This window comes from Rhizobium sp. WW_1 (assembly GCF_003610155.1).
Lineage (GTDB): Bacteria > Pseudomonadota > Alphaproteobacteria > Rhizobiales > Rhizobiaceae > Rhizobium > Rhizobium tropici_A.
Genome location: NZ_RAIN01000001.1, coordinates 1,370,086 through 1,389,908 on the forward strand (window position 1 = coordinate 1,370,086; position 19,823 = coordinate 1,389,908).

Annotated in this window: 21 protein-coding genes and 1 tRNA gene; 9 read left to right on the plus strand and 13 right to left on the minus strand. The window is 60.8% G+C overall.

The genetic code is table 11. From position 1 onward, the window contains the following. Both BJ928_RS06640 and BJ928_RS06645 read right to left on the minus strand, forming a co-directional pair. On the minus strand, positions 1 to 456 hold the full coding sequence (locus BJ928_RS06640) for a GFA family protein (RefSeq protein WP_047628665.1): 456 nt from the start codon (positions 454 to 456) through the stop codon (positions 1 to 3). A gap of 88 nt (positions 457 to 544) precedes the next feature. Continuing rightward, the gene (locus BJ928_RS06645) at positions 545 to 1,279 is read right to left on the minus strand and encodes a type 1 glutamine amidotransferase (RefSeq protein ID WP_047628666.1); all 735 of its coding nucleotides are present in this window, start codon (positions 1,277 to 1,279) and stop codon (positions 545 to 547) included. Positions 1,280 to 1,456: 177 nt separating this feature from the next. Here BJ928_RS06645 and BJ928_RS06650 point away from each other — a divergent pair, with 177 nt between their 5' ends. After that, positions 1,457 to 1,750, plus strand: coding sequence for a SelT/SelW/SelH family protein (locus BJ928_RS06650; RefSeq protein ID WP_004108029.1), 294 nt, complete (start codon positions 1,457 to 1,459; stop codon positions 1,748 to 1,750). A gap of 20 nt (positions 1,751 to 1,770) precedes the next feature. Here the strand turns inward: BJ928_RS06650 and BJ928_RS06655 are convergent, their stop codons facing one another. Then, the gene (locus BJ928_RS06655) at positions 1,771 to 2,202 is read right to left on the minus strand and encodes a BA14K family protein (protein WP_047628667.1); all 432 of its coding nucleotides are present in this window, start codon (positions 2,200 to 2,202) and stop codon (positions 1,771 to 1,773) included. 181 nt (positions 2,203 to 2,383) lie between these two features. Between BJ928_RS06655 and BJ928_RS06660 the strand changes: the two genes are divergently transcribed. The 3 genes from BJ928_RS06660 to BJ928_RS39715 all read left to right on the plus strand — a co-directional run bounded on the left by BJ928_RS06660 (position 2,384) and on the right by BJ928_RS39715 (position 4,406). Further along, positions 2,384 to 3,814, plus strand: coding sequence for a phosphomannomutase (locus tag BJ928_RS06660; protein WP_047628668.1), 1,431 nt, complete (start codon positions 2,384 to 2,386; stop codon positions 3,812 to 3,814). A 92-nt stretch (positions 3,815 to 3,906) separates the two neighbouring features. Further along, a tRNA-Leu gene (locus tag BJ928_RS06665) sits at positions 3,907 to 3,993 on the plus strand. Between the two features lie 284 nt (positions 3,994 to 4,277). Further along, positions 4,278 to 4,406: a hypothetical protein gene (locus tag BJ928_RS39715; RefSeq protein WP_281024110.1), complete on the plus strand. Its 129-nt coding sequence runs from the start codon at positions 4,278 to 4,280 to the stop codon at positions 4,404 to 4,406. Positions 4,407 to 4,471: 65 nt separating this feature from the next. On the opposite strand, the gene BJ928_RS06670 is transcribed toward BJ928_RS39715, so the two are convergent. Next, positions 4,472 to 4,738 carry a DUF982 domain-containing protein gene (locus BJ928_RS06670; RefSeq protein WP_047628670.1) on the minus strand — a complete coding sequence of 89 codons (267 nt, stop codon included), beginning with the start codon at positions 4,736 to 4,738 and terminating at the stop codon, positions 4,472 to 4,474. A 389-nt stretch (positions 4,739 to 5,127) separates the two neighbouring features. On the opposite strand from BJ928_RS06670, the gene BJ928_RS06675 reads away from it, so the two are divergent. Next, positions 5,128 to 5,310: a hypothetical protein gene (locus tag BJ928_RS06675; protein ID WP_047628671.1), complete on the plus strand. Its 183-nt coding sequence runs from the start codon at positions 5,128 to 5,130 to the stop codon at positions 5,308 to 5,310. Between the two features lie 138 nt (positions 5,311 to 5,448). On the opposite strand, the gene BJ928_RS06680 is transcribed toward BJ928_RS06675, so the two are convergent. Both BJ928_RS06680 and BJ928_RS06685 read right to left on the minus strand, forming a co-directional pair. After that, entirely contained in the window at positions 5,449 to 6,225 is a 777-nt protein-coding gene (locus BJ928_RS06680) for an SDR family oxidoreductase (RefSeq protein WP_047628672.1), read from the minus strand. A gap of 99 nt (positions 6,226 to 6,324) precedes the next feature. Next, positions 6,325 to 7,188 carry a MurR/RpiR family transcriptional regulator gene (locus BJ928_RS06685; RefSeq protein ID WP_047628673.1) on the minus strand — a complete coding sequence of 288 codons (864 nt, stop codon included), beginning with the start codon at positions 7,186 to 7,188 and terminating at the stop codon, positions 6,325 to 6,327. Between the two features lie 273 nt (positions 7,189 to 7,461). Between BJ928_RS06685 and BJ928_RS06690 the strand changes: the two genes are divergently transcribed. From BJ928_RS06690 to BJ928_RS06700, 3 genes are read left to right on the plus strand one after another with little or no spacing between them, the layout of a single operon-like run. After that, entirely contained in the window at positions 7,462 to 7,947 is a 486-nt protein-coding gene (locus tag BJ928_RS06690) for a hypothetical protein (protein ID WP_047628841.1), read from the plus strand. A gap of 11 nt (positions 7,948 to 7,958) precedes the next feature. Next, entirely contained in the window at positions 7,959 to 9,434 is a 1,476-nt protein-coding gene (locus BJ928_RS06695; protein WP_047628674.1) for a M81 family metallopeptidase, read from the plus strand. A gap of 1 nt (position 9,435) precedes the next feature. Then, the gene (locus BJ928_RS06700; RefSeq protein WP_047628675.1) at positions 9,436 to 10,539 is read left to right on the plus strand and encodes a D-TA family PLP-dependent enzyme; all 1,104 of its coding nucleotides are present in this window, start codon (positions 9,436 to 9,438) and stop codon (positions 10,537 to 10,539) included. A gap of 179 nt (positions 10,540 to 10,718) precedes the next feature. Here the strand turns inward: BJ928_RS06700 and ugpC are convergent, their stop codons facing one another. From ugpC to BJ928_RS06730, 6 genes are all read right to left on the minus strand, one after another. Then, positions 10,719 to 11,852, minus strand: a complete 1,134-nt coding sequence (ugpC, locus tag BJ928_RS06705; protein WP_047628676.1) for a sn-glycerol-3-phosphate ABC transporter ATP-binding protein UgpC — start codon at positions 11,850 to 11,852, stop codon at positions 10,719 to 10,721. An 84-nt stretch (positions 11,853 to 11,936) separates the two neighbouring features. Beyond that, a complete protein-coding gene (locus tag BJ928_RS06710; protein ID WP_047628677.1) occupies positions 11,937 to 13,166 on the minus strand; it encodes an extracellular solute-binding protein in 1,230 nt (409 codons plus the stop codon). Positions 13,167 to 13,203: 37 nt separating this feature from the next. Beyond that, the gene (locus BJ928_RS06715; protein ID WP_047628678.1) at positions 13,204 to 14,061 is read right to left on the minus strand and encodes a carbohydrate ABC transporter permease; all 858 of its coding nucleotides are present in this window, start codon (positions 14,059 to 14,061) and stop codon (positions 13,204 to 13,206) included. Then, complete coding sequence (locus tag BJ928_RS06720; RefSeq protein WP_047628679.1) at positions 14,058 to 14,945, minus strand: sugar ABC transporter permease; 888 nt, start codon at positions 14,943 to 14,945, stop codon at positions 14,058 to 14,060. The genes BJ928_RS06715 and BJ928_RS06720 overlap by 4 nt, the downstream gene beginning before the upstream one ends. Before the next feature lie 13 nt (positions 14,946 to 14,958). After that, positions 14,959 to 16,116, minus strand: coding sequence for a Gfo/Idh/MocA family oxidoreductase (locus tag BJ928_RS06725; RefSeq protein ID WP_047628680.1), 1,158 nt, complete (start codon positions 16,114 to 16,116; stop codon positions 14,959 to 14,961). 195 nt (positions 16,117 to 16,311) lie between these two features. Beyond that, on the minus strand, positions 16,312 to 16,644 hold the full coding sequence (locus BJ928_RS06730; protein ID WP_047628681.1) for a hypothetical protein: 333 nt from the start codon (positions 16,642 to 16,644) through the stop codon (positions 16,312 to 16,314). 257 nt (positions 16,645 to 16,901) lie between these two features. Between BJ928_RS06730 and BJ928_RS06735 the strand changes: the two genes are divergently transcribed. Next, entirely contained in the window at positions 16,902 to 17,750 is an 849-nt protein-coding gene (locus BJ928_RS06735; RefSeq protein WP_082011766.1) for a glycosyltransferase family 25 protein, read from the plus strand. Positions 17,751 to 17,821: 71 nt separating this feature from the next. Here the strand turns inward: BJ928_RS06735 and BJ928_RS06740 are convergent, their stop codons facing one another. Beyond that, a complete protein-coding gene (locus tag BJ928_RS06740; protein WP_047628682.1) occupies positions 17,822 to 19,804 on the minus strand; it encodes a nucleoside-diphosphate sugar epimerase/dehydratase in 1,983 nt (660 codons plus the stop codon). Positions 19,805 to 19,823: the final 19 nt, after the last annotated feature.

Here is a 19,823-nt window from a genome sequence, read left to right on the forward strand (position 1 = left end):
TTAAGCCTGCGCCATATATTCCTTCGTCAGGACCTCATAATCTTCCATCGCCGGCAGCGCGGCGTAGCTGTGCTTGGCCGGCGTCGTCACCCAGGGCAGCTTTTCGCTCGCCCAGGTCTCGACGAAGGGCGTGAACCAGCTGACGTCATCAAGCATGGTGGCGCGGACATTGACGAACCAATCCACGCCTTCCATCTTCGTGAACAGCCAGCTCATGCAATGCGGGCAGAAATAGTGATGGATGGCATCGCCGTGCAGGCCGCCGATGACGGGTTCGCCCTCCGTCACCTCAAAACCTTGCGAGGGGATGGCGGCGCTCAGCGAATAGGGGCCGGCCGTCATGCGCTGGCAGCCTGTGCAGTGACAGGCCATGGTCAGCAGCGGCTTGGCGCTGATCTTCAGTCGCACCTGCCCGCAGCGGCAACCGCCCTCGCTCGGTAGTTCCAGCGTGCTCATGATGTTATCTCCTTTCATGTCAAAATATGTGGGCGCGGTGTATCGCAGCCGTTCTTCGGCCTTGAGAACCGGGCACCTCCGGCAATCCTCAGGCTCTCGCGGCTTCGGGAAGCTCCGCCTGCGCCTCTACCGTTCCCACCCAGGCCCGCGCGATCGCGAGACCGGCCGCCTCTGCCGCTGCCGCATGGCTGGCGACAAGTTCCGGATAGCGATCGAGCCAGCCGGGCTCCTTGCGCTCGATCGTTTCCTTGAACTCGACGCGCCAGCGATCCACCACAGCGGCATTGGCTTCGAAATGGAACTGCGTGCCATAGGTGGCACGGCCGATACGGAAGGCTTGGTTCGGCGTAACGCCGTTGGCGGCAAGGCGCGTGGCACCAGTAGGCAAGGTGAAGGTGTCGCCATGCCATTCGAAGATGGTGAATTCGTCGCCGACATCGGCCAGCAGCGGGTCTCTCCTGCCGGCATCGGTCAGGCCAACCGTCTTCCAGCCAAATTCATGGGCGGTGCCGAGCAGATTTTCCGCCTCATAGGCGCGCGCCAGGATCTGGCTGCCGAGGCAGATGCCGAGCACGGACTTGTTCTCGCTCTCGAAGCGGCGCATCAGCCGCGCCAGTTCCGGCAGATAGGGATGGGTATCGTCGTCACGCGCGCTCTGCTCGCCGCCGAGCACGACAAGCGCGTCATGGGATGACGTGTCCTTCGGAAGCGCTTCACCGCTCCAGGGGCGGAACCATTCGATCTGGGCTCCGGCCTCTTCGAGCGCGATGCCGAGAGCGCCGAGCGGGGTGTTCTTCATATTCTCGATAATGGCGACGCGCATTCCGATGATTCCCGAACATGTTGCAGCCAGAGATGAGCATGTGGCGGCGGGAGAGGCAAGTGGCCAGAGCATTTCAGCGCTCGACGGAAAGCCGCTTGGCACTTTTCCCGGAATAGCTTTGCCTTGCGGCGAGCCAAAGTTGATCCTAGATCTCAGCAAGCGACAAGGATCAGGACGATGAGCGACAAGCCCCGCATCACCATTCTCTACTGCACCCAATGCAACTGGCTGCTGCGCTCCGGCTGGATGGCGCAGGAGCTGCTGCAGACCTTTACCGATAGCCTCGGCGAAGTGGCGCTGATACCGGGCACCGGCGGCGTCTTCGAGATTCGGATCGACGGCGAGCTTCTGTGGGAGCGCAAGCGCGACGGCGGCTTCCCCGGGCCGAAGGAGCTGAAACAGCGGGTGCGCGATATTATCGATCCCGAGCGCGATCTCGGCCATACCGACCGCGCATCGCTGGAAAGCTGAGCCGACTTTATCCCTGCCTGTCAGCCGAAAGGCGAGCGGCAGGTCCGGGTGCCCTGGTTGATCGTGGTATAGCTATTGGTGCCGGGATTGTATGTCCGATAGCGCTCGGCACACCAGGTCTGATGCTGCCTGAGTTTTTGGGCCGGCGAAGGATAGAGCGCCCTCGGCGGCGGCGTAGGGGCTTCGCGCGGGGGTATCTGAATTCGCGGGTTGTCATAGACGTTGCGCCCGTTCGTATAGGGCGGTCCGTTGGGAAGCGGCTGGCCTGGCCGCGTATAGAATTGCTGCGGACCGAAGCCGAAGCACCCACGGAAATCGCAAATGACGGAATTGGTGCCACGCTGGGGGATGACGACCCTTGGAGGGTTCGAAGCCGCGAAGGCGAGACCCGCCTGCGCCAGCAGGGCGAAGCCGAACGTGCAACCGAGCGCGATCCTACCGAAGACAGCCATGACGAACTCCTGTTCCGGGCGCTGCGAACCGATGCCGCAACCGCTGCGCCCTCAAACCTATTTGGGGTCTTTGCAATCGCAAAACCAGTCTTATCGCAACCGGAACGGATGAAGGCACGATGAGTTGATCACCGCCGCCGCTTGCTCCATAACAGCGCGATCATTGAAAGGGAGACTGTCTGTGACCAGCTTGAAATTCGGCACCAGCGGCCTTCGCGGCCTATCCGCAGACCTGACGGGACGGGCATCCGCGCTCTATGCCACGGCCTTTGCCCGCCATCTGCTGAAGAACGGCCATGCCAAGCCAGGCGATCTCATTCTCATCGGCCGCGATTTCCGCGAATCGAGCCCGGCGATCTCGGCCACCTGCATCGGCGCCCTGAAACGGGCCGGCCTGACGCCGATCGACTGCGGCACATTGCCGACACCGGCTCTCGCACTTTATGGGCTGCAGCTGAAAGCGGCCTCGCTGATGATCACCGGCTCGCATATCCCCGCCGACCGCAACGGCATCAAGTTCTACCGTCCGGATGGCGAAATCGACAAGCGCGACGAAGTGGCGATCAGCGAAGAAGCGCTGACGATCGGCGATTCCGTGCTCGACGAAACGCCAGCAGAAGCGGAAAACCGCACGGCCGAGACGGAGGCACTGTTCCTTCTGCGCAATAAAGGCCTGCTGCCATCAGGCAGCCTCGCCGGCCTGACGATCGGCGTCTATCAGCACAGCACGGTGGCGCGCGATCTTTTCGGCCAGGTGCTTGCCCATTACGGCGCCCGCGTGGTGCCGCTCGGCCGCTCCGAAAGCTTCATTCCGGTCGATACCGAAGCAGTCTCCGCCGAGACCATCCGTCTCATGAAGGGCTGGGCGCCGGAGTACGGTCTGGATGCGATCGTCTCAGCCGATGGCGACGGCGACCGGCCTCTGGTGGCGGACGAAACCGGCGAACCGCTGCGCGGCGACCTGCTCGGGCTTATGGCCGCAAATTTCCTCGGCGCACAGGTGGTCGTCACGCCGGTCACCTCCAATTCTGGCATCGAGGCCGCCGGCTCCTATGCCGTCACCCGCACCCGCGTCGGCTCGCCCTATGTGATCGCCGGCATGGACGAGGCCATTGCCGCCGGCAAGGCGAACGTCATGGGCTTCGAGGCCAATGGCGGCACGCTGACGGCCAGCCGTTTCACCGTCGAGGGCAAGTCCTTCGAGCCGCTGCCGACGCGCGACAGCTTCCTGCCGATCCTGGCGACGCTCTACGCCGCAGCAAAGGCAGGCAAGCCGCTCTCCGCCGTTGCCGGCGGCTACCGCCTGCCCTTTGCCGCCGCCGACCGCTTGGAGAATTTCCCCGTGGAAACCAGCGCCGCGCTGATGGCTTATCTGCGCGCTTCCGACGCCAATCTTGCGGATTTCCTGAAACCCGTCGCCGCCGTCGCCTCCAAGAGTGACATCGACGGGCTCAGGGTAACGCTTGTGGATAACCGAATCATCCATTTCCGGCCCTCCGGCAATGCGCCGGAAATGCGCTGCTATGTGGAAGCATCGAGCGAAGACGAGGCAAAGGCCTCGCTGGAACAGGGACTTGGCCTCATCAGCGCATGGGCTGCGGCCCGGGTTTGACCCGGGCTTCACTCGCTTTTTTCACGATTGACACGAAAACTTCAAAAACCCTGTTGACACCGGACGGCCACCCCCGTACATGCGTGTCCGTCGCCCAGATGGCGGAATTGGTAGACGCGCCAGCTTCAGGTGCTGGTACCCGAAAGGGTGTGGAGGTTCGAGTCCTCTTCTGGGCACCATTCCATTTTTGAGAAACATCGATTTCTCAAGGAAATCAAGACTTAACAAGTTCGTAAAGTGCAGCTTTCGGTTCGCCGGAAGTTCACACGGGCTTGTCTTGAAACAGGCTCGGCGGATGAAAATTCCTGCCTTCGGCATCCCCAGAAAAACCTTTGTTCGACCGGTTCCTTAACGCAGCGCAGGACGCGATGAAGGCCCGATGGGGGGATGATATCCAACATCTTGGATCATTGACTGCCGGAGGAGATATCGACCTAATAGGGAAAACCTTGAGGGATTTTCGATGGACCACAAGAGCGACTGGTACGAGCTGATCGTCGGCAATGGCAATGTCAACGAAGGGCTTGGGAGGATGATGGGTTTCATCCTCGCCGTCATCGTGATCCTCGCTTTGATCTTCTGGATGATCTGAGCACTTCGTTTCCGGATGCCTCCGAGCTGCTCGCCGTCTGCCGCCCCTCCCTACTCCGTCGCGAGCTAGTGAAGGCTTTCGCTATCCGGCCTGACGCTGAGCCCGGCTTCGTGCGCCGCATCCAGGAAAGCCCGGCGCGCTTCCTCCGCAGACGCCTTGCCAAGTACGGCATCGAGGCATAGCAGCACCGCCTCGTCCACAGCAGGCCCGCCATTTACCGGCCATTCGTCGCTCATGCAGTTCGCTGCATCCAGCGCGTTGGTTATGATCGCATAGCGGCCAGCGCCGCCGAGATCGACTATCACAGGGCTTCTCCAATCACCGTGTTCCATGCCCTCGCCTCCTCAGCCGTAAAGCGCTATCAACGCTGCGATCAGAAACGATCCGGTGCCGACGCATGCGGCCATCGTCACATAATAGTCCATGGCTCCAACTCCTCGCCTCACATCATGGTACGATAACGGGGAGCGACGGCGGGATGTTCCCGTGCCGCAGGCGTGTCGTTAAGATTTTGTCGAGGTTTCGGCGGAGAGGCTCCGATGCGGACGCATGGCTCGGTGACCGCGTGGTCGTGGCGGTCTTCCGAAGCTCCGGGACGGATCGGCCTATCCGCGCTTCCCGTTCTGCGCAAACCTCCATCCCGCCATCACGCTACCTCTCGCGTCCCCGATCTGGTTACCTTTGCGCCCGGGAGGGCAGGACGAATAAGGGGAACAACAAAATGGACCACGTCTGCAATCTGCTCTGGCTTGCCTTGAGCGCCGCTCTTCTCTTTGCCGCACTGAACCGGCGCCTGGTCGGCGACTATCTCGCGATGTGGTACCTGCTTGTCATTACAGCCGTGACCGTGATGGCCTGGGCCGGCTTCTTCCCGACGGGGATGGCAACTCCGTGGGCTGGATAGCCATGCAAGGCGGCAACCCCTTCATATTCGCTCGCGTGAAAAAGCCGCCGAAAATCGCTTTCGGCGGCTGGAGTACGATCAGGTGTTCTCGAGATGAAGGCAGGACGGCTGCTTTCTATTCCCTTTTGCCGGCTGGCATCAGTAGTGTTCGGACTGAGAGAAGGTGTGGGCAAGCTCAGCCTGGCCGGCCGTGAGGCCGCAATCGACAGGCAGGCAGACGCCAGTGATGGCCGAGGCAAGCGGGCTTGCAAGGAAGGACACCGCATTGGCAACATCGACGGGATCGACGACGCGTTGCAGCGCATACCAGCGCTTTGCCTCCTCGAAGACATTCGGATTGGCGGCGGCGCGGACTTCCCAGGCCTGGGTGCGCACGGTGCCCGGCGCGACCGCATTCGAGCGGATACCGAACTTGCCGTATTCGACTGCGACCAGCCGGGTGAAATGCAGAAGCCCGGCCTTCGCGGCGCTGTAGGCCGGATGACCGAAGACGGCCATGCCGTTGACGGAGGCGATATTGATGACCGACCCGTTCGACGCCTTCAGCTGATCCTCGACCGCGCGGAAGCACAGGAAGGCCGCCTCGAGATTGAGGGCATTGTCGGCGCGCCAGATGGCCGGCGTGGTGTCATGAAGGCTGACGGCGCGGGCAGCGCCGGCATTGTTGACGAGCGTCTTCACCCCGCCGAGATCCAATGCGGCCTTGGCCATGGCAGCGACATCTGCTTCACTGGTGATGTCCGCCTTGAACGAGACGAAACGCTCCGCCGGGCCGAGCTCTCCCGCCGCCTTTCGCACGGCGGCCTCGTCGATATCGACGAGCAGGATGATATCATGGTCATCTCCCAGACGTTTTGCGATGGCCCGGCCGATATCGCCGGCCGCCCCTGTGACGATGGCAACGGATTTAGTCATATGCTTCCCTCTGATTTTAGTCCCCGAGCGGCGAACGCCCGCCGCTCCCTATTGTTGTTTGCCGCACGGCTCCGGACGCAAAGCCGTTTGGAACCTTCCTTAATCCCCGAGCAATTGCCGATCGTCGCCATCGCGATGAGTGACAAGCTGCTGCTTGATCCGGCGCAGCGTCACCGTGGCCTGCGGCTGGATGCGGTAGGCGATCAGGCTGGCGAGAATATCCACCACGGCGAGATAGGCGATGCGGGTCGATGTCGGCCGATAGATATTGTCTCCTTCAGGCAGGTCGACGGGCACCGTGATCTCGGCGGCACGCGCTACCGGGCTTTCGCTTTGCGTCAGCGCAATGGTCGGCACCTTGGCCTCGCGCGCCAGCACGAAAGCGCGCACCAGCTCGGCGTTGCGGCCGGAGAAGGATGAACCGATCAGCACATCCGTCGGCTTGGCGGCGGCCGCCATCATCAGCTGCATGCTGTGGTCGGAACTTGCGGTAATGCGAAGGCCAAGCCGGAACAAGCGGTTCTGCAGCTCGGTCGCGATCATCGAGGAATTGCCGCCGGAGCCGAAGGCATAGATCATCTCCGCACCGGCAAGCCGGTTTGCCGCCCGCTCGATGGCACCAACGTCCAGACCGCGATGCAACAGGAAGAGCGCATTCTGCGCCTTGGTAATAATGTCCTGAGCGACGTCGGCCGGCGCTATGCTCTTCGGCTCGGGCTTCAAATAACGCATGCCGACATAGGCGGTGCGCGCCAGCTGCACCTTGAAATCGGAAAAGCTCTCGCAGCCGAGACGCCGGCAGAAGCGCGTCACCGTCGGCGGGGATACGTCGGCCTTGCCGGCCAGCTCGATGATGGATGCGTTGACGGCGAATTCGAAATCATTGAGGACGATATCGGCGATGCGGATCTCCGATTGCGAAAGCCGGCCCCTCTCGTCCTGCATGGTCGTGAAGATATCCATCAGCCCCCCTTTGTCGCAGCGTTACATACGTCGGACACGTAGTAAGCGACGCGATCCATCTCAACCTCGCCATTTCCGCCAGCGCCTATGAGCAGGTTTGCGAGCAGATGCGGCTTGTCATTCGTTCCCATTCGGCCGGACCCTGACATGCGATGGTCATCATGCGGTTCCTGCAAATTATTTTCTTGATACGTTGACAAGTGACCATAGAAAGCGGAATTTGACCAGTGAAAATCGCGAATTATGAAAAGAATTTAAATGACGGCGGATACAATGCGTGATCCTTTCAAGAATCCCTTCCCTGCCAGCGATACTGCCAGGCACTCGATCTGGGAAATGCTCGTTCCACGCGATATCGATGCCTTTCTTGCCGCCGACTGGTCGATGGTTGCAGGCGACTTCGTCGAAGAGGGCTTCATCGGCATCGACGGAAAGCGTGAGATCAGTCCGGACAAATGGCGCCTCGCCTTCCCGACGCTGTCGGCCTATCGCGACGAATGGCTGCGCCAGGCACGCGATTTCGCGACACAATCCTTTGCCGAAGATGCGCGCACCGCGATCTTCACCACGACGACGCTCGAAGACATCGAGATCGAAGGCGACATGGCGCTGGTGCGCAAGAAGTTCGACGGCAGCCTGAAGAAGTCGGACGGCGGCATCGACGTGATGAAGTGGCAGACACTTTATTACTGCCGCCTGCATGAAGGGCGCTGGAAGATCTGCGGCTTCACCGGTTACCTGCCGAACCCCATGGAATAGAGGCGACTGCATTGCGCATTTTCACCGCGGCCCTTGCGACCGAGACGAATACCTTCTCCCCCATCTGCATCGACCGACGCGCCTTCGAAGCCTCTCTCTATGCGCCGCCGGGCATGCATCCGGAAACGCCGACGCTGTGCTCCGCGCCGATCACCGTCGGCCGGCGCATTGCGGTGGAAAAGGGCTGGGACGTGATCGAGGGCACCGCCACCTGGGCCGACCCCGCTGGATTGGTAAACCGCCGGACCTATGAGGAGCTGCGCGACGAAATCCTCGACCAGCTGCGGGCGGCAATGCCTGTCGATGCCGTCGCCCTCGGGCTGCACGGCGCCATGGTTGCGGATGGTTACGAGGACACGGAAGGTGATTTCCTCACGCGCGTCCGCGAGATCGTCGGGCCTGACATCCTCGTCTGCGCCGAGCTCGATCCGCACAGCCACCTGACCAAGAAGCGTCTGACGGCCGCGAATTTCTTCGTCTATTTCAAGGAATTCCCGCATACTGACTTCGTCGATCGCGCCGAGGACCTATGGCGCATCGCCATCGACACATTGGAAGGCCGGGTCGAGCCGGTCATGTCCGTCTTTGACTGCCGCATGATCGATGTCTTTCCGACGTCGCGCGATCCGATGCGCTCCTTCGTCGACAAGATCATGGCGATGGAAAAGAGCGACGCGGACATTCTGTCGATTTCGGTCATTCATGGCTTCATGGCAGGCGACGTGCCCGAAATGGGTACGAAGCTGCTTGTCGTCACCGATAATAAGCCGGATAAAGGTTCTGCGATTGCCCGCGATCTCGGCCTGGAACTTTTCTCGAAGCGCGGCACTTTCATCATGCCGCAGATCGACGAGAAGCAGGCGGTGAGCGAGGCCATGGCCGCATCGTCCGGCCCGGTCGTCATTGCCGATCTCTGGGACAATCCCGGCGGCGGCACGGCCGGCGACGCGACCGTGATCCTGCAGGAACTGCTCGACCACCGCGCCACCGACACGGCGATCGGCACGATCTGGGACCCGATGGCGGTACAGATCTGCATGGCGGCCGGCGAAGGTGCGGAAATCCCGCTGCGCTTCGGCGCCAAATCGGCACCGGGCACGGGCAATCCTATCGACGGCTTGGTCAAGATCATCCGCCTCGTCCCCAATGCCGAGATGCGGTTTGGCGAAAGCTTTGCGCCCTTCGGCGATGCCGCGCATATTCAGCTCGATGGTATCGACATCATCCTGAATTCGACGCGCGCGCAGAGCTTCGATCCAAGCCTGTTTTCCGTGATGGGGATCGATCCGACGAAGAAGAAAATCCTGGTCATCAAATCGACCAATCATTTCTATGCGTCCTTCTCCAAGATCGCCGCGGAGATCCTTTACTGCTCGGCGGGAACGCCTTATCCCAACAACCCGGCAAGCACGCCCTATCGCCGCGCGCGAAAGGATCTCTGGCCGATGGTGGCAGACCCCTTTGCGGAAGAACGGAAAGACGCCTGACATGGCACATGACATCGCCTCGGAAATCAGCCCCAAGCCCGGCGACAAGATCGACAGCCTCTCCACGCCGCGCCCGGTCATCGACGAAGACCGGCTGGCTGGAAACATTGCCCGCGTGCAGTCCTACATGGACGCGCACGGCCTGAATTTCCGCCCGCATATCAAGACGCACAAGATCCCGGCACTGGCCCGCGCCCAGGTCGCCGCCGGGGCCAAGGGCATCAACTGCCAGAAGATCACCGAGGCGGAAGTCTTTGCCGATGCTGGCTTCGAGGATATTCTGATCACCTTCAATATTCTCGGGCCGGAAAAGCTCACGCGCCTTTCCGCTCTGAACGACCGCATCGCCGGGCTCAAGGTCGTGGCGGACAGCGCAGTGACGGTCGATGGTCTTTCCAACTACTTCGTGGCGCGCAAGCCGCTGACCGTGCTGGTGGAATGCGATACCGGCGGCGCGCGCTGCGGCGTGCAATCGCCTGCCGAGGCAGCAAGGCTCGGCAGGCATATTGCCGGCAAGCCGGGCCTCGTCTTCGGCGGCCTGATGACCTATCCGAAACCGGATAGCGCTGCCGCAACGCAGGAATTTCTGTCGGAAGCCGTGAGGCTCCTGAAAGTGGACGGCATCGAATGCCCGATCGTCAGCAATGGCGGTACGCCGAGCCTGTTCGAGGCGCATCTGGTAACGGCCGCCACCGAGCATCGTGCTGGAACCTATATCTATAATGACCGCTCGATGGTACGCGCTGGCCATTGCAAGGAGGAGGACTGCGCCATGCATATCCTCGCCACGGTCGTCTCGCGCCCGACCGAAGATCGCGCCGTCATCGATGCCGGCTCGAAAGCTTTGACCTCGGATCTGCTCGGCTTTGCCGATTATGGCCAGGTGGTGGGCTACCCCGATGCCGTCATCAAGGGACTTTCGGAGGAACACGGCGTCATCGACCTGTCGAAGTGCGCCGGCGCTCGCCCGCAGATCGGCGACAAGATCCGCATCATCCCGAACCACACCTGCGTTGTCTCCAACCTGTTCGACCAGATGGTATTCCATCGCGATGGCGTGGTGACGCGCGTCGAGGACGTGGCGGCTCGCGGTTTGGTCTGGTAGCTTCGGCACCCATCCGCCCTGGTGGTGCTTCCCGGGCCACCCTCGTCCTTCGACAGGCTCAGGATGAGGGCGGAGCGAGCCGTAAGCTGGGCGAGATGATCAGTCCTCATGGTGAGGAGGCCCAAAGGGCCGTCTCGAACCACGAGGACGGATGGTTGCTTGCGGGGGGCCGCCTCCCCTCAGGAAGCGGCCTTGTTCAGCAATTCCATGTCGATTTCGGTAAGTTCCACCCGGCGCTCGAAAGCCTGGCCGTTCTCGTCGAAGAGATGGCAATCGCCGATACGGATGCCCGCCTTGACCGACGTATCCATGCGGACGGCGGCACTCCCGGGCAATGTCGCGCAGAAATTCTCGTCGATCCCATCAGTCGTGGCATAGGCGACGGTCTGGGCGCCAAGACGCTCCACGACCGTCGGCACGATGGTCAGGGTCAGATCGCCGCCGCCGAGCTGCACGTGTTCCGGCCGGATGCCGAGGGTCAGCGCCTTGCCGACGAAGCCCGGACGCGGTGCTACGGGCAACAGAGCCTTCTGCCCCTTGTAATCCACCTCCACGCCGGCATCGCTGACGCCGGTGCAGGTGACGGGCAGGAAGTTCATTTTCGGATTGCCGATGAAACGGGCAACGAAGGTGTTCGCCGGCTTGTGATAAAGCTCCAGCGGCGCGCCGACCTGCGATATCTCGCCGGCGTTCAACACGACGATCCGGTCAGCCATGGTCATCGCCTCGACCTGATCGTGCGTCACATAGATCATGGTCGCCTGCAGCTGGCGGTGCAGCTTGGCAAGCTCGATGCGCATATCGGCGCGCAGCGCGGCGTCGAGGTTCGACAGCGGCTCGTCGAAGAGGAAGATCTTCGGCTCGCGCACGATGGCGCGGCCGATGGCGACGCGCTGGCGCTGGCCGCCGGAAAGCTGGCCCGGCTTCTGCTGTAGGCGCTGATCGAGATGGAGAATGCGGGCAGCATTCTCGACCTTGGCCTTGAGCTTGTCCTCCGCCATTTTCTCGACCCGCAAGGGGAAAGCGATGTTCTCGAAGACAGACATATGCGGATAGAGCGCATAGGACTGGAAGACCATGGCGATGCCGCGCTTGACAGGCGGCAGATCATTGACGCGACCACCATCGATCATGATGTCGCCGCTGGTCACTTCGTCGAGGCCTGCGATCATGCGCAGCAAGGTCGACTTGCCGCAGCCGGACGGACCGACGAAGACGATGAATTCACCGTCATTTACGTCGAGCTCGACGCCCTTGATGACCTCGAAATGACCATAAGATTTCTTGACCTGATTAAGGTGCAGCTTTCCCAAACTCTGTCTCCGCGCGGCGCCGCCATTTGGCGGGCAGGGCTCCAAGGGCCGCGCGCGGTGCGCGCGGCCCGGTGACTTGCAGACTTACTTATACTGCTCGAGATCGGCAGCAGCCTTCTTCAGGGCATCCGCCGGCTGAGCCTGGCCCGTCACCACCGACTGGACCATGGCGATCATGACGTTCTGGAAGCCCTTATAATCCTTGAACAGCGGCTCAGGACCACCATAGGCGATACCGTCGATGAACGGCTTCCAGGAGGCGTCCTTCTTGACGAACTCGTCTACCTGTGCAGACGGACGCAGCGGCGTGAGGCCGGCGCCGCCCTGCAGTTCGTATTCGCCCTGCGGGCCGGGAGACGTGATGAACTTGGCGAATTCGATCGCCTTGTCCTCGACGCCGGAACCCTTGAAGACGGCCAGGCTGTCGGTGATGAGCAGCGTGCCCTGACCCTTGGCCGACGGGCCGAGCGGCAACGGAGCGACGCCCCAGTTGATCTTCGTTTCCTTCAGGCGAGCAGCAGCGCCGGAGCCGGCCTGGATCATGCCGACCTTGCCATCGAGGAAGATGGCGCGCATTTCGTTCTGCTCATAGGCCGTCGGTCCTTCGACCGAGTAAGGCGTGATGTCCTTGTAAGCCTGAAGGGCGGCCAAGACTTCCGGGCTGTCGAGGGTGATCTTGTCGCCGTCGATGACCTTGCCGTTGTTGGTGTAAACCCAGTGCAGGAACTGGTGCATGGTGTTGTCGAAGGTCTTGGCCGACAGGCCGTAGCCCGGAATGCCGGTCTTTTCCTTGATCTGCTTGGCGTCGGCGATTTCCTCGGCCCAGGTGGTCGGCGGCTTCTCGGGGTCAAGACCGGCCTGCTTGAAGAGGTCCTTGTTCCAGTAGAGCGCCTTCGTCGAGAACGCGATCGGCGTGCCCCACTGCTTTCCATCAAAGGTTACCGTACCGACGATGCCTGGATAATAGGCCTTCTTCTCGTCGTCCGTCATCGGGATCGGAACGATCAGATCGTTGTCGGCGAACTGCTTCAGCGTGCGCGAGCCGACATAGGCCATGGCGACCGGCGTACCGGCGGCGGCGAGCGTCGTTGCCTTGTCCTGGCACTGCTCCCAACCGACGACTTCAGGCTTGACGGCCCAGCCCGGGTTCTTGTCTTCCCACTGCTTGATGTATTTCACATGGATCGGATCGATGCTGTCACCGCAATAGATCCAGCTGATTTCCTTGTCAGCCGCGTGCGCGGTCACGGCGCCAAGCGCGGTGGAGCCGAGCAAAGCAAGGGCAAGAAGCCCCGTCTTGAAATGGAATGTCACGTTTAAGCTCCCGTTCTCTCTGGTGGTTGATTTGATTTTATTGCTTCACCGCGCCGGCGGTCAAACCGCTGACGAGATACCGTTGCAGGAAGAAGATCACGACCAGAGCCGGCGCGATGCCGACGAAACTTGCGGCCATGAGTTCGTTCCAGACGACCTCCTGCCGGCCGAAATAGGCAAACAGCCCAACCGGCAGCGGCATATATTCCGTCTTTGAATTGAAAGTGAGCGCGTAGATGAACTGCTGCGCGTAGGAACCGATGAAAGTGGTAATGGCGACAACGGTGATGCCGGGCATGGCGATCGGCAGAATGACGCGACGCAGCGTATAGAAATGGCTGGCACCATCGACAAAGGCCGCCTCGTCGAGCTCCCTCGGAATGCGCATCATATAGGTGCGCAGCAGCCAGATTCCGGAGGGAATGAGGAAAGCGACACCCGGTATGATCATGGCAAAATAGGTGTTCAGCACGCCGAAGGAGCGCATGAGCCGGAACAGCGGGATCAGCAGCACGGCGCCGGAGAACATGTTGACCGCCAGGAAGGCACCGAGCAGCAGGCCGGCGCCTCTGAACTCGAAGCGCGCGAAGGCATAGGCCGCCGGCACGACGAGGATCAGCACGATAATAGTGCTCACGCCGGAAATCAGGAACGAATTGAAGATATACCAGCCGAAGCCGGGCACGCTGGTCCACATCGTGCGATAGGCTGCAAACGAGCCGTTTTCGGGAATGAAGCGGTAAGGCGACGAAAAGAGCTGGCTGAGCGGCTTCAGCGAGACCAGAAACCCTTCGACGAAGGGGGCCAGGACGAAGGTCAGGAACAGCAGAATCCCGGCGTAAATGCCGATGAGCTCGTACCACTTGTAGCGATTGATCATCGAAGGCTGGCTCATCGCTGCTTGGCTCCCGTGGAAAAGCGGCTGGTCACGCGGAAATAGGCAAGGCAGAAGATCGACAGGAAGATGCAGATCAGCACTGCACGGGCTGCACCCTCACCATATTTGTAGGAGCCGATCGCGGTGCGGTAGGTGTCGATGATCATCGTCGTCGTCTCGCCGTTCGGGCCGCCGCGCGTCAAGATCCAGATGATGTCGAAGGAGTTGAAGGTGCCGATCAGGGAGAGCATCGACATGGTGACCAGCGAGGGCACCAAAAGCGGCAGGGTGATGCGGCGGAAGCGATAGAAACGGCCGGCGCCGTCGGTCCAGGCGGCCTCATAGAGATCGTGCGGGATCGCCTGCATGGCGGCGAGCATGTAAAGAGTGACCATCGGCACGCCGATCCAGACGTCGGTCACGATCGTCGCCCAGAAGGCCGAACTGCCATAGGCGAGGAACGCCACCGGACTGTCGACGATGCCGAAGCGCTGCAGCAGCCCGGAAATCATGCCGAACTGGCCGTTATACATCCAGCCCCACATGAAGATGCCGATCGCCATGGGAACAACCCAGGGCGGCATGGTCAGCACGCGGAATAGCGCGCGGCCCGGAACTGCCGAATTCAGGAGTGCCGCGCCCAGCGTGCCGATGATCATCTTGATCGACACGGAGAAGAAGGTCCAGATGAAGGTGCGGATGATGACGCCTGCGAAGGTGTCGTTGAAGATCTTCGCGTAGTTCTCGAAACCGACCCAATTCGTCACCTTCTTCAACGACGCATCGGTGAAGGACAGGATGACGGTGTCGACCAAAGGATAGGCGACGATGACGGTGACGTAGAGAAGAGCCGGAAAAAGCAGGAGCCAGGCGAAGATGACCGTGCTGCGTTGAACACCCATCCTGCGCCCCTCCCTAGGCGGCTCTTGAATGAAGCGCTTCGTCGAACTCGTCCCAGATCGGTCGGAGATCGACGACGGTCTTCTTCATGCGGGCCTCATCCATCGACAGCGCGAGAATGCCGGCTTCCAACGCGTTCAGGGTCGACACCGGCAGATGCAGCCCCGTTTTGACGTTCGCGATGATATCGGCAGCCATCTGCTCGTCGGCACCGTAGTGCTGGGAGAGCTTGGTGGCCGCGTAGGTATTTTCGATCACCTTTTTGCCCGTCAGCACCTCATGGACATTGAAGTAGCCGCGAATGAAATCGCCTTCGGCCATGCCGCGCGAGCCCATGACGGCGAAGCGGCGGAACTGGTCCGGCACGTTCAGATTGGTGTGGAAATTCATGCCGACGCCGTTGGCGTATTCGACGATCGCCACCTGATAGTCGATGATGTCGCCGTCGCTGTCGAAAACCTTGTCCGACCCCATCCAGCCACTCGGCTTGCGATGGAAAAGCTCGAGATCGTTGATGCCTTCCCGCGCCGGGTCGTTTTCCGGAATGAAGCTCTTGCGGCCGCCGAAGCTTGCGACCCGCTCCGGACGTGCGCCGACCACGCCATTATAGAGATCGAGGTCGTGGCAGCACTTCTCCAGCATGAAGCTGCCGGAATAATGTTGGTAGCGGCGCCAGTCGCGCATGAAGAAAGCGCCGTGATAGGGCTCGATATGTTCGGCCGCCTCGATGGAAACGACATGGCCGAGCTTCCCTTCGGCCTGGGCGGCCAGGAGATCGCGATACATCGGCGAGTAACGCAGCACGAGGCCGACATTCAGGCGCTCATGGCCATACTTTGCCATCAGGCGGGCAAGCTCGATGCTGTCCTTGATTGATGTAACGACGGGCTTTTCGCAGAAGATCTTGAGACCGGCCTCAAGCCCGATGCGGATATGGTCGAGATGCATGTGGTTCGGCGAACCAATCATCAGCAGGTCGATCTTCTCGTTGGCGATCAGTTCCTGCGGTGTCGCATAGGCCTTGCCGGCCGATACGCCCTGCTCGATCAGACCGGGCAGGCCTGCGGGTTCCGGGTCGACATAACCGGCAATTTCGAAGCTTTCGTCGATCGCCTTGAAGACATAGCCCAGATAGCCCAGGCGGAATCCCAGCCCAATGATTCCAACTCGCATGCTTTTTGAGTTCCCATTACGTAATTTATTTTCGTAACCTTGGGGCAAATTTTCGCATTCGTCAACGACGTTCGCGCATTTTACCAAAAACATGAAATTTATTTTCAGATCGCCATCAAAACTTACACGACATAAACCGCAAGCTTCGCTCGCCTTGATTGCGCTGCCGCTTAATTCGGCAGATCGCCTACGACGTCATCTGTCCGGACCGTTATATTGCCAATACTGATAGTTCGGCTTTCTGGTGCTGCTGGAAATAACGCCATTCTGGTCGCAGACATAGCCGAGACGAGGCAGGCCCCGGTAGTAGAGCCCCCCGCCCCAATAGTCCGGATAAAGGGTCGTCGTTTGGCATTGAAATTTTTCGTCGGCCATTATTTTCGGCGCGGTGACGCCGGGGAGGTCCTTGTAAGGATAGACGGGTGCGACATATGGCTTGGGCAGCAGCGGATTGTCGGCAAAGGCGGTCGCTGGCATCAGGACTGCAAGGGACAGGGCAACAATGGCGAATTTCGACTTGATGCACATGAATTGTTACGCTCCTTTACAGATGCGAGCGCAACGACCACGCGCCGCATCAAGCATATATAATGGGGCGGTCGCTCCACGCCAACGGGACTCCAATCAAAATCGCGCGCAGACGGCGGTTTTCGTACCGGCGGACAGGCGTTCACGCAACGTTACACCAAAGAAAATGCTTTTATCGACGAATGCAACATGAGCGTGCAATAGCGATTTGCGACAAGTCATATGCATGTTATATGGTATAAATATTGCCATCTTAGTTGCTGTCGACACGATTTCTGTTTGAAGGAGTAACAGTCATTCTCGAACAGATTAATCGCATCCCTTCCGTTGACGACCCGGAGATCGCTGACGATGCCGCTCAGCAGCTCTCGATCTATGTCATCAATCTTGATCGCTCGCGCGATCGCTGGGAGCATTTATGCAACCAGGCCGTCGAATACGATCTGCACATTACGCGCATCCCTGCGGTCGACGGTCGCGTGATTGCGGAGGCGGACCGCCTCGATTTCCACCCGCATTCATTCGTCTACCATAACGGCCGCAAGCTGCTGCCGGGAGAATATGGATGCTACCGCAGTCATCTGATCGCGCTTGAGCAATTCGTCGCCAGCGGCGACAAGATGGCGATCATCATGGAGGACGACGTCGAGCTCAACGAGAAGCTGATCCCGCGCGCAATCGCGGCGATGGAAAGCGTTCAGGGAGCGCGTCTCGTCAAACTCGTCAATCACCGTCTCGTCGGCTTCAAACCGATCTGCGAAACCAGCGAAAACGACATGATCGGCCGCTGCATGCACGGCCCGCAGGGTTCGGCTGCCTGTTATATCGTCAATCGCAAGGCGGCCAAGAAGCTGCTGACGACGCTGAAGCCCATGCTTCTGCCCTATGACGTCGCTCTGGAGCGCGGCTGGTCGACCGGCGTCGAGACATTCACGACATTCGAGAACCTGGTCGACTTCGGTCCGCACCGCGCCGACACCACGATCGGCAAACGGATGCATTATCGCGCGGTCAAGCGTCATCCTCTGTTGCGGCTGACGGCACATTGGTTCCGCACCTGCGATCAGCTGCACCGCTGGTATTATGCCATCAAGATCAAGCGGTAGCCGGCAGCGAAGGTTACGAACGCCAAGCTAGAAAGCAGGGAGAATTGTCCGCGCAACGGCGTTGCGTGCGGCTACAGCTGTGCAACGTTGTCGAGGTTCGGCTGGTCGACCGTCAGATCCGTCTCACGTTCGCGATAGACCAGATCGACCACTTCGCTGCTCGGCGCATAGCCGGAAACGAGCTTCTGCAGCAAGATTCTCGCCAGCGGTATGTCGTTTTCATCCAGTGCCGCCTCAAGCGCGGCAAGCCGCTTCGACAGCTCCGTCCAGGGCAGGAAATCCTCCTTGGCCTGCATGATACGCGGATGGCTGGTCGGCTGTGGGTTGTCGCCGATCAACAGCTCCTCATAGAGCTTTTCGCCCGGCCGCAGGCCAGTGATCTCAAGCTCGATATCGCCATCCGGTTCCTCTTCGTCGCGCACGGTCAGACCGGACAATTCCACCATGCGGCGCGCGAGATCGGCGATGCGGACCGGCTCGCCCATATCGAGCAGGAAGACATCGCCGCCGCCCGACATCGCTCCCGCCTGAATGACAAGCTGCGACGCCTCGGGAATGGTCATGAAGTAACGGGTGATATCGGGATGCGTCAGCGTGATCGGTCCGCCATCGCGGATCTGCTGACGAAAGAGCGGCACGACCGAACCGGAGGAGCCAAGCACGTTGCCGAAACGGACCATCGCGAAATTCGTGCCTTCGGCGCCCGGCTTGCGGTCGGCGTCCATCGCCTGCAATACCATTTCCGCAAGTCGTTTGCTCGCCCCCATGATGTTGGTCGGACGCACGGCCTTGTCGGTGCTGATGAGGACGAAACTCTCGACACCGTGATCGCGCGCGGCTTCGGCCGCTATCAGTGTTCCCAGCACATTGTTGCGGATGCCCGCGACGGGGTTGTACTCGACGAGCGGCACGTGCTTGTAGGCGGCCGCGTGATAGACGGTCTTCGGATGCCAGGCTTCCATGATCTGCCTGATCCGCTGACCATCGCGCACGGAAGCGAGAAAGGGGATAATGCGGACGTCCGCATAGCCCGCGGACACAGCCGATTTCTCCAGCTCGCCGTGAATAGCATAGAGAGCAAATTCACTCTGCTCGACGAGCAGTAGGGAAGATGGGCCATTCTTCAGGATCTGGCGGCAGAGCTCGCTGCCGATCGAACCGCCGGCGCCCGTGACCATGACGACCTTGCCGCGAATGTTCTTCTCGATCAGGCCGCGATCGGGAGCGATGACATTGCGGCCGAGCAGATCCTCGATATCGAGCTCGCGCAGATCCGAAACCGCGACGCGGCCCTGGGCAAGCGCCGTCAGATCGGGCATGGTCCGCACCGTGACGCGGGCCTTGCGCATATCTTCGAGGATCTCGTTGCGCCGCTGCCGCGTGGCGTTCGGCAGAGCCAGCAGCACGCCCTTGATCTCGCCAGAGACCACCAGCGCCGGCAGATCGGCCGGATCGTAGATCGGCAGCCCACCCATGATGCTGCCGTGCAGATTGCTGTCATCGTCGAGATAGCCGACGACGTTGAGCTCCGCGCTGTTGGCAAGGGCGCCCGCGAGCTGCCGCCCGGATGCGCCGGCGCCATAGATCAGCACCTTGGCGAGCTGATTGCGATTGAGAAGACGCTGATAGGCATTGCCGAGCCAGTAGCGTGTCCACATGCGCGACAGGCCGATCGCGATCAGCAACAGCAGAGGCTGCAATATGCCGACCGTGCGCGGCACGCCCGGCACGCTGATCGCGGTAAAAATCGTCATGAAGGCGAGCGCATAGATCGCCACCGCTTTGACGACCGTCACGAAAGCCGAAAGACCCGCATAGCGGAAAATGGCGCGATAAAGGCCGAGGACGATAAAGATCGGAATGGCGAGCAGGAGCGAAACGATGGCCGGCAGCCATTCGACGCCCGCGAGGATGACCCAATCGTCGAGGCGCAGACAGTAGGCGAACCAGACCGTCAGCACACACAGGCTGGCATCGACCAGCAGCGCGAGCGCGCGCTTGGTCGAGCGGGGCAAAGCCAGAAACGGCAGAACGAGTTTATCCGCGGGCACCATCGTTCAGCTTTCCCTGGCG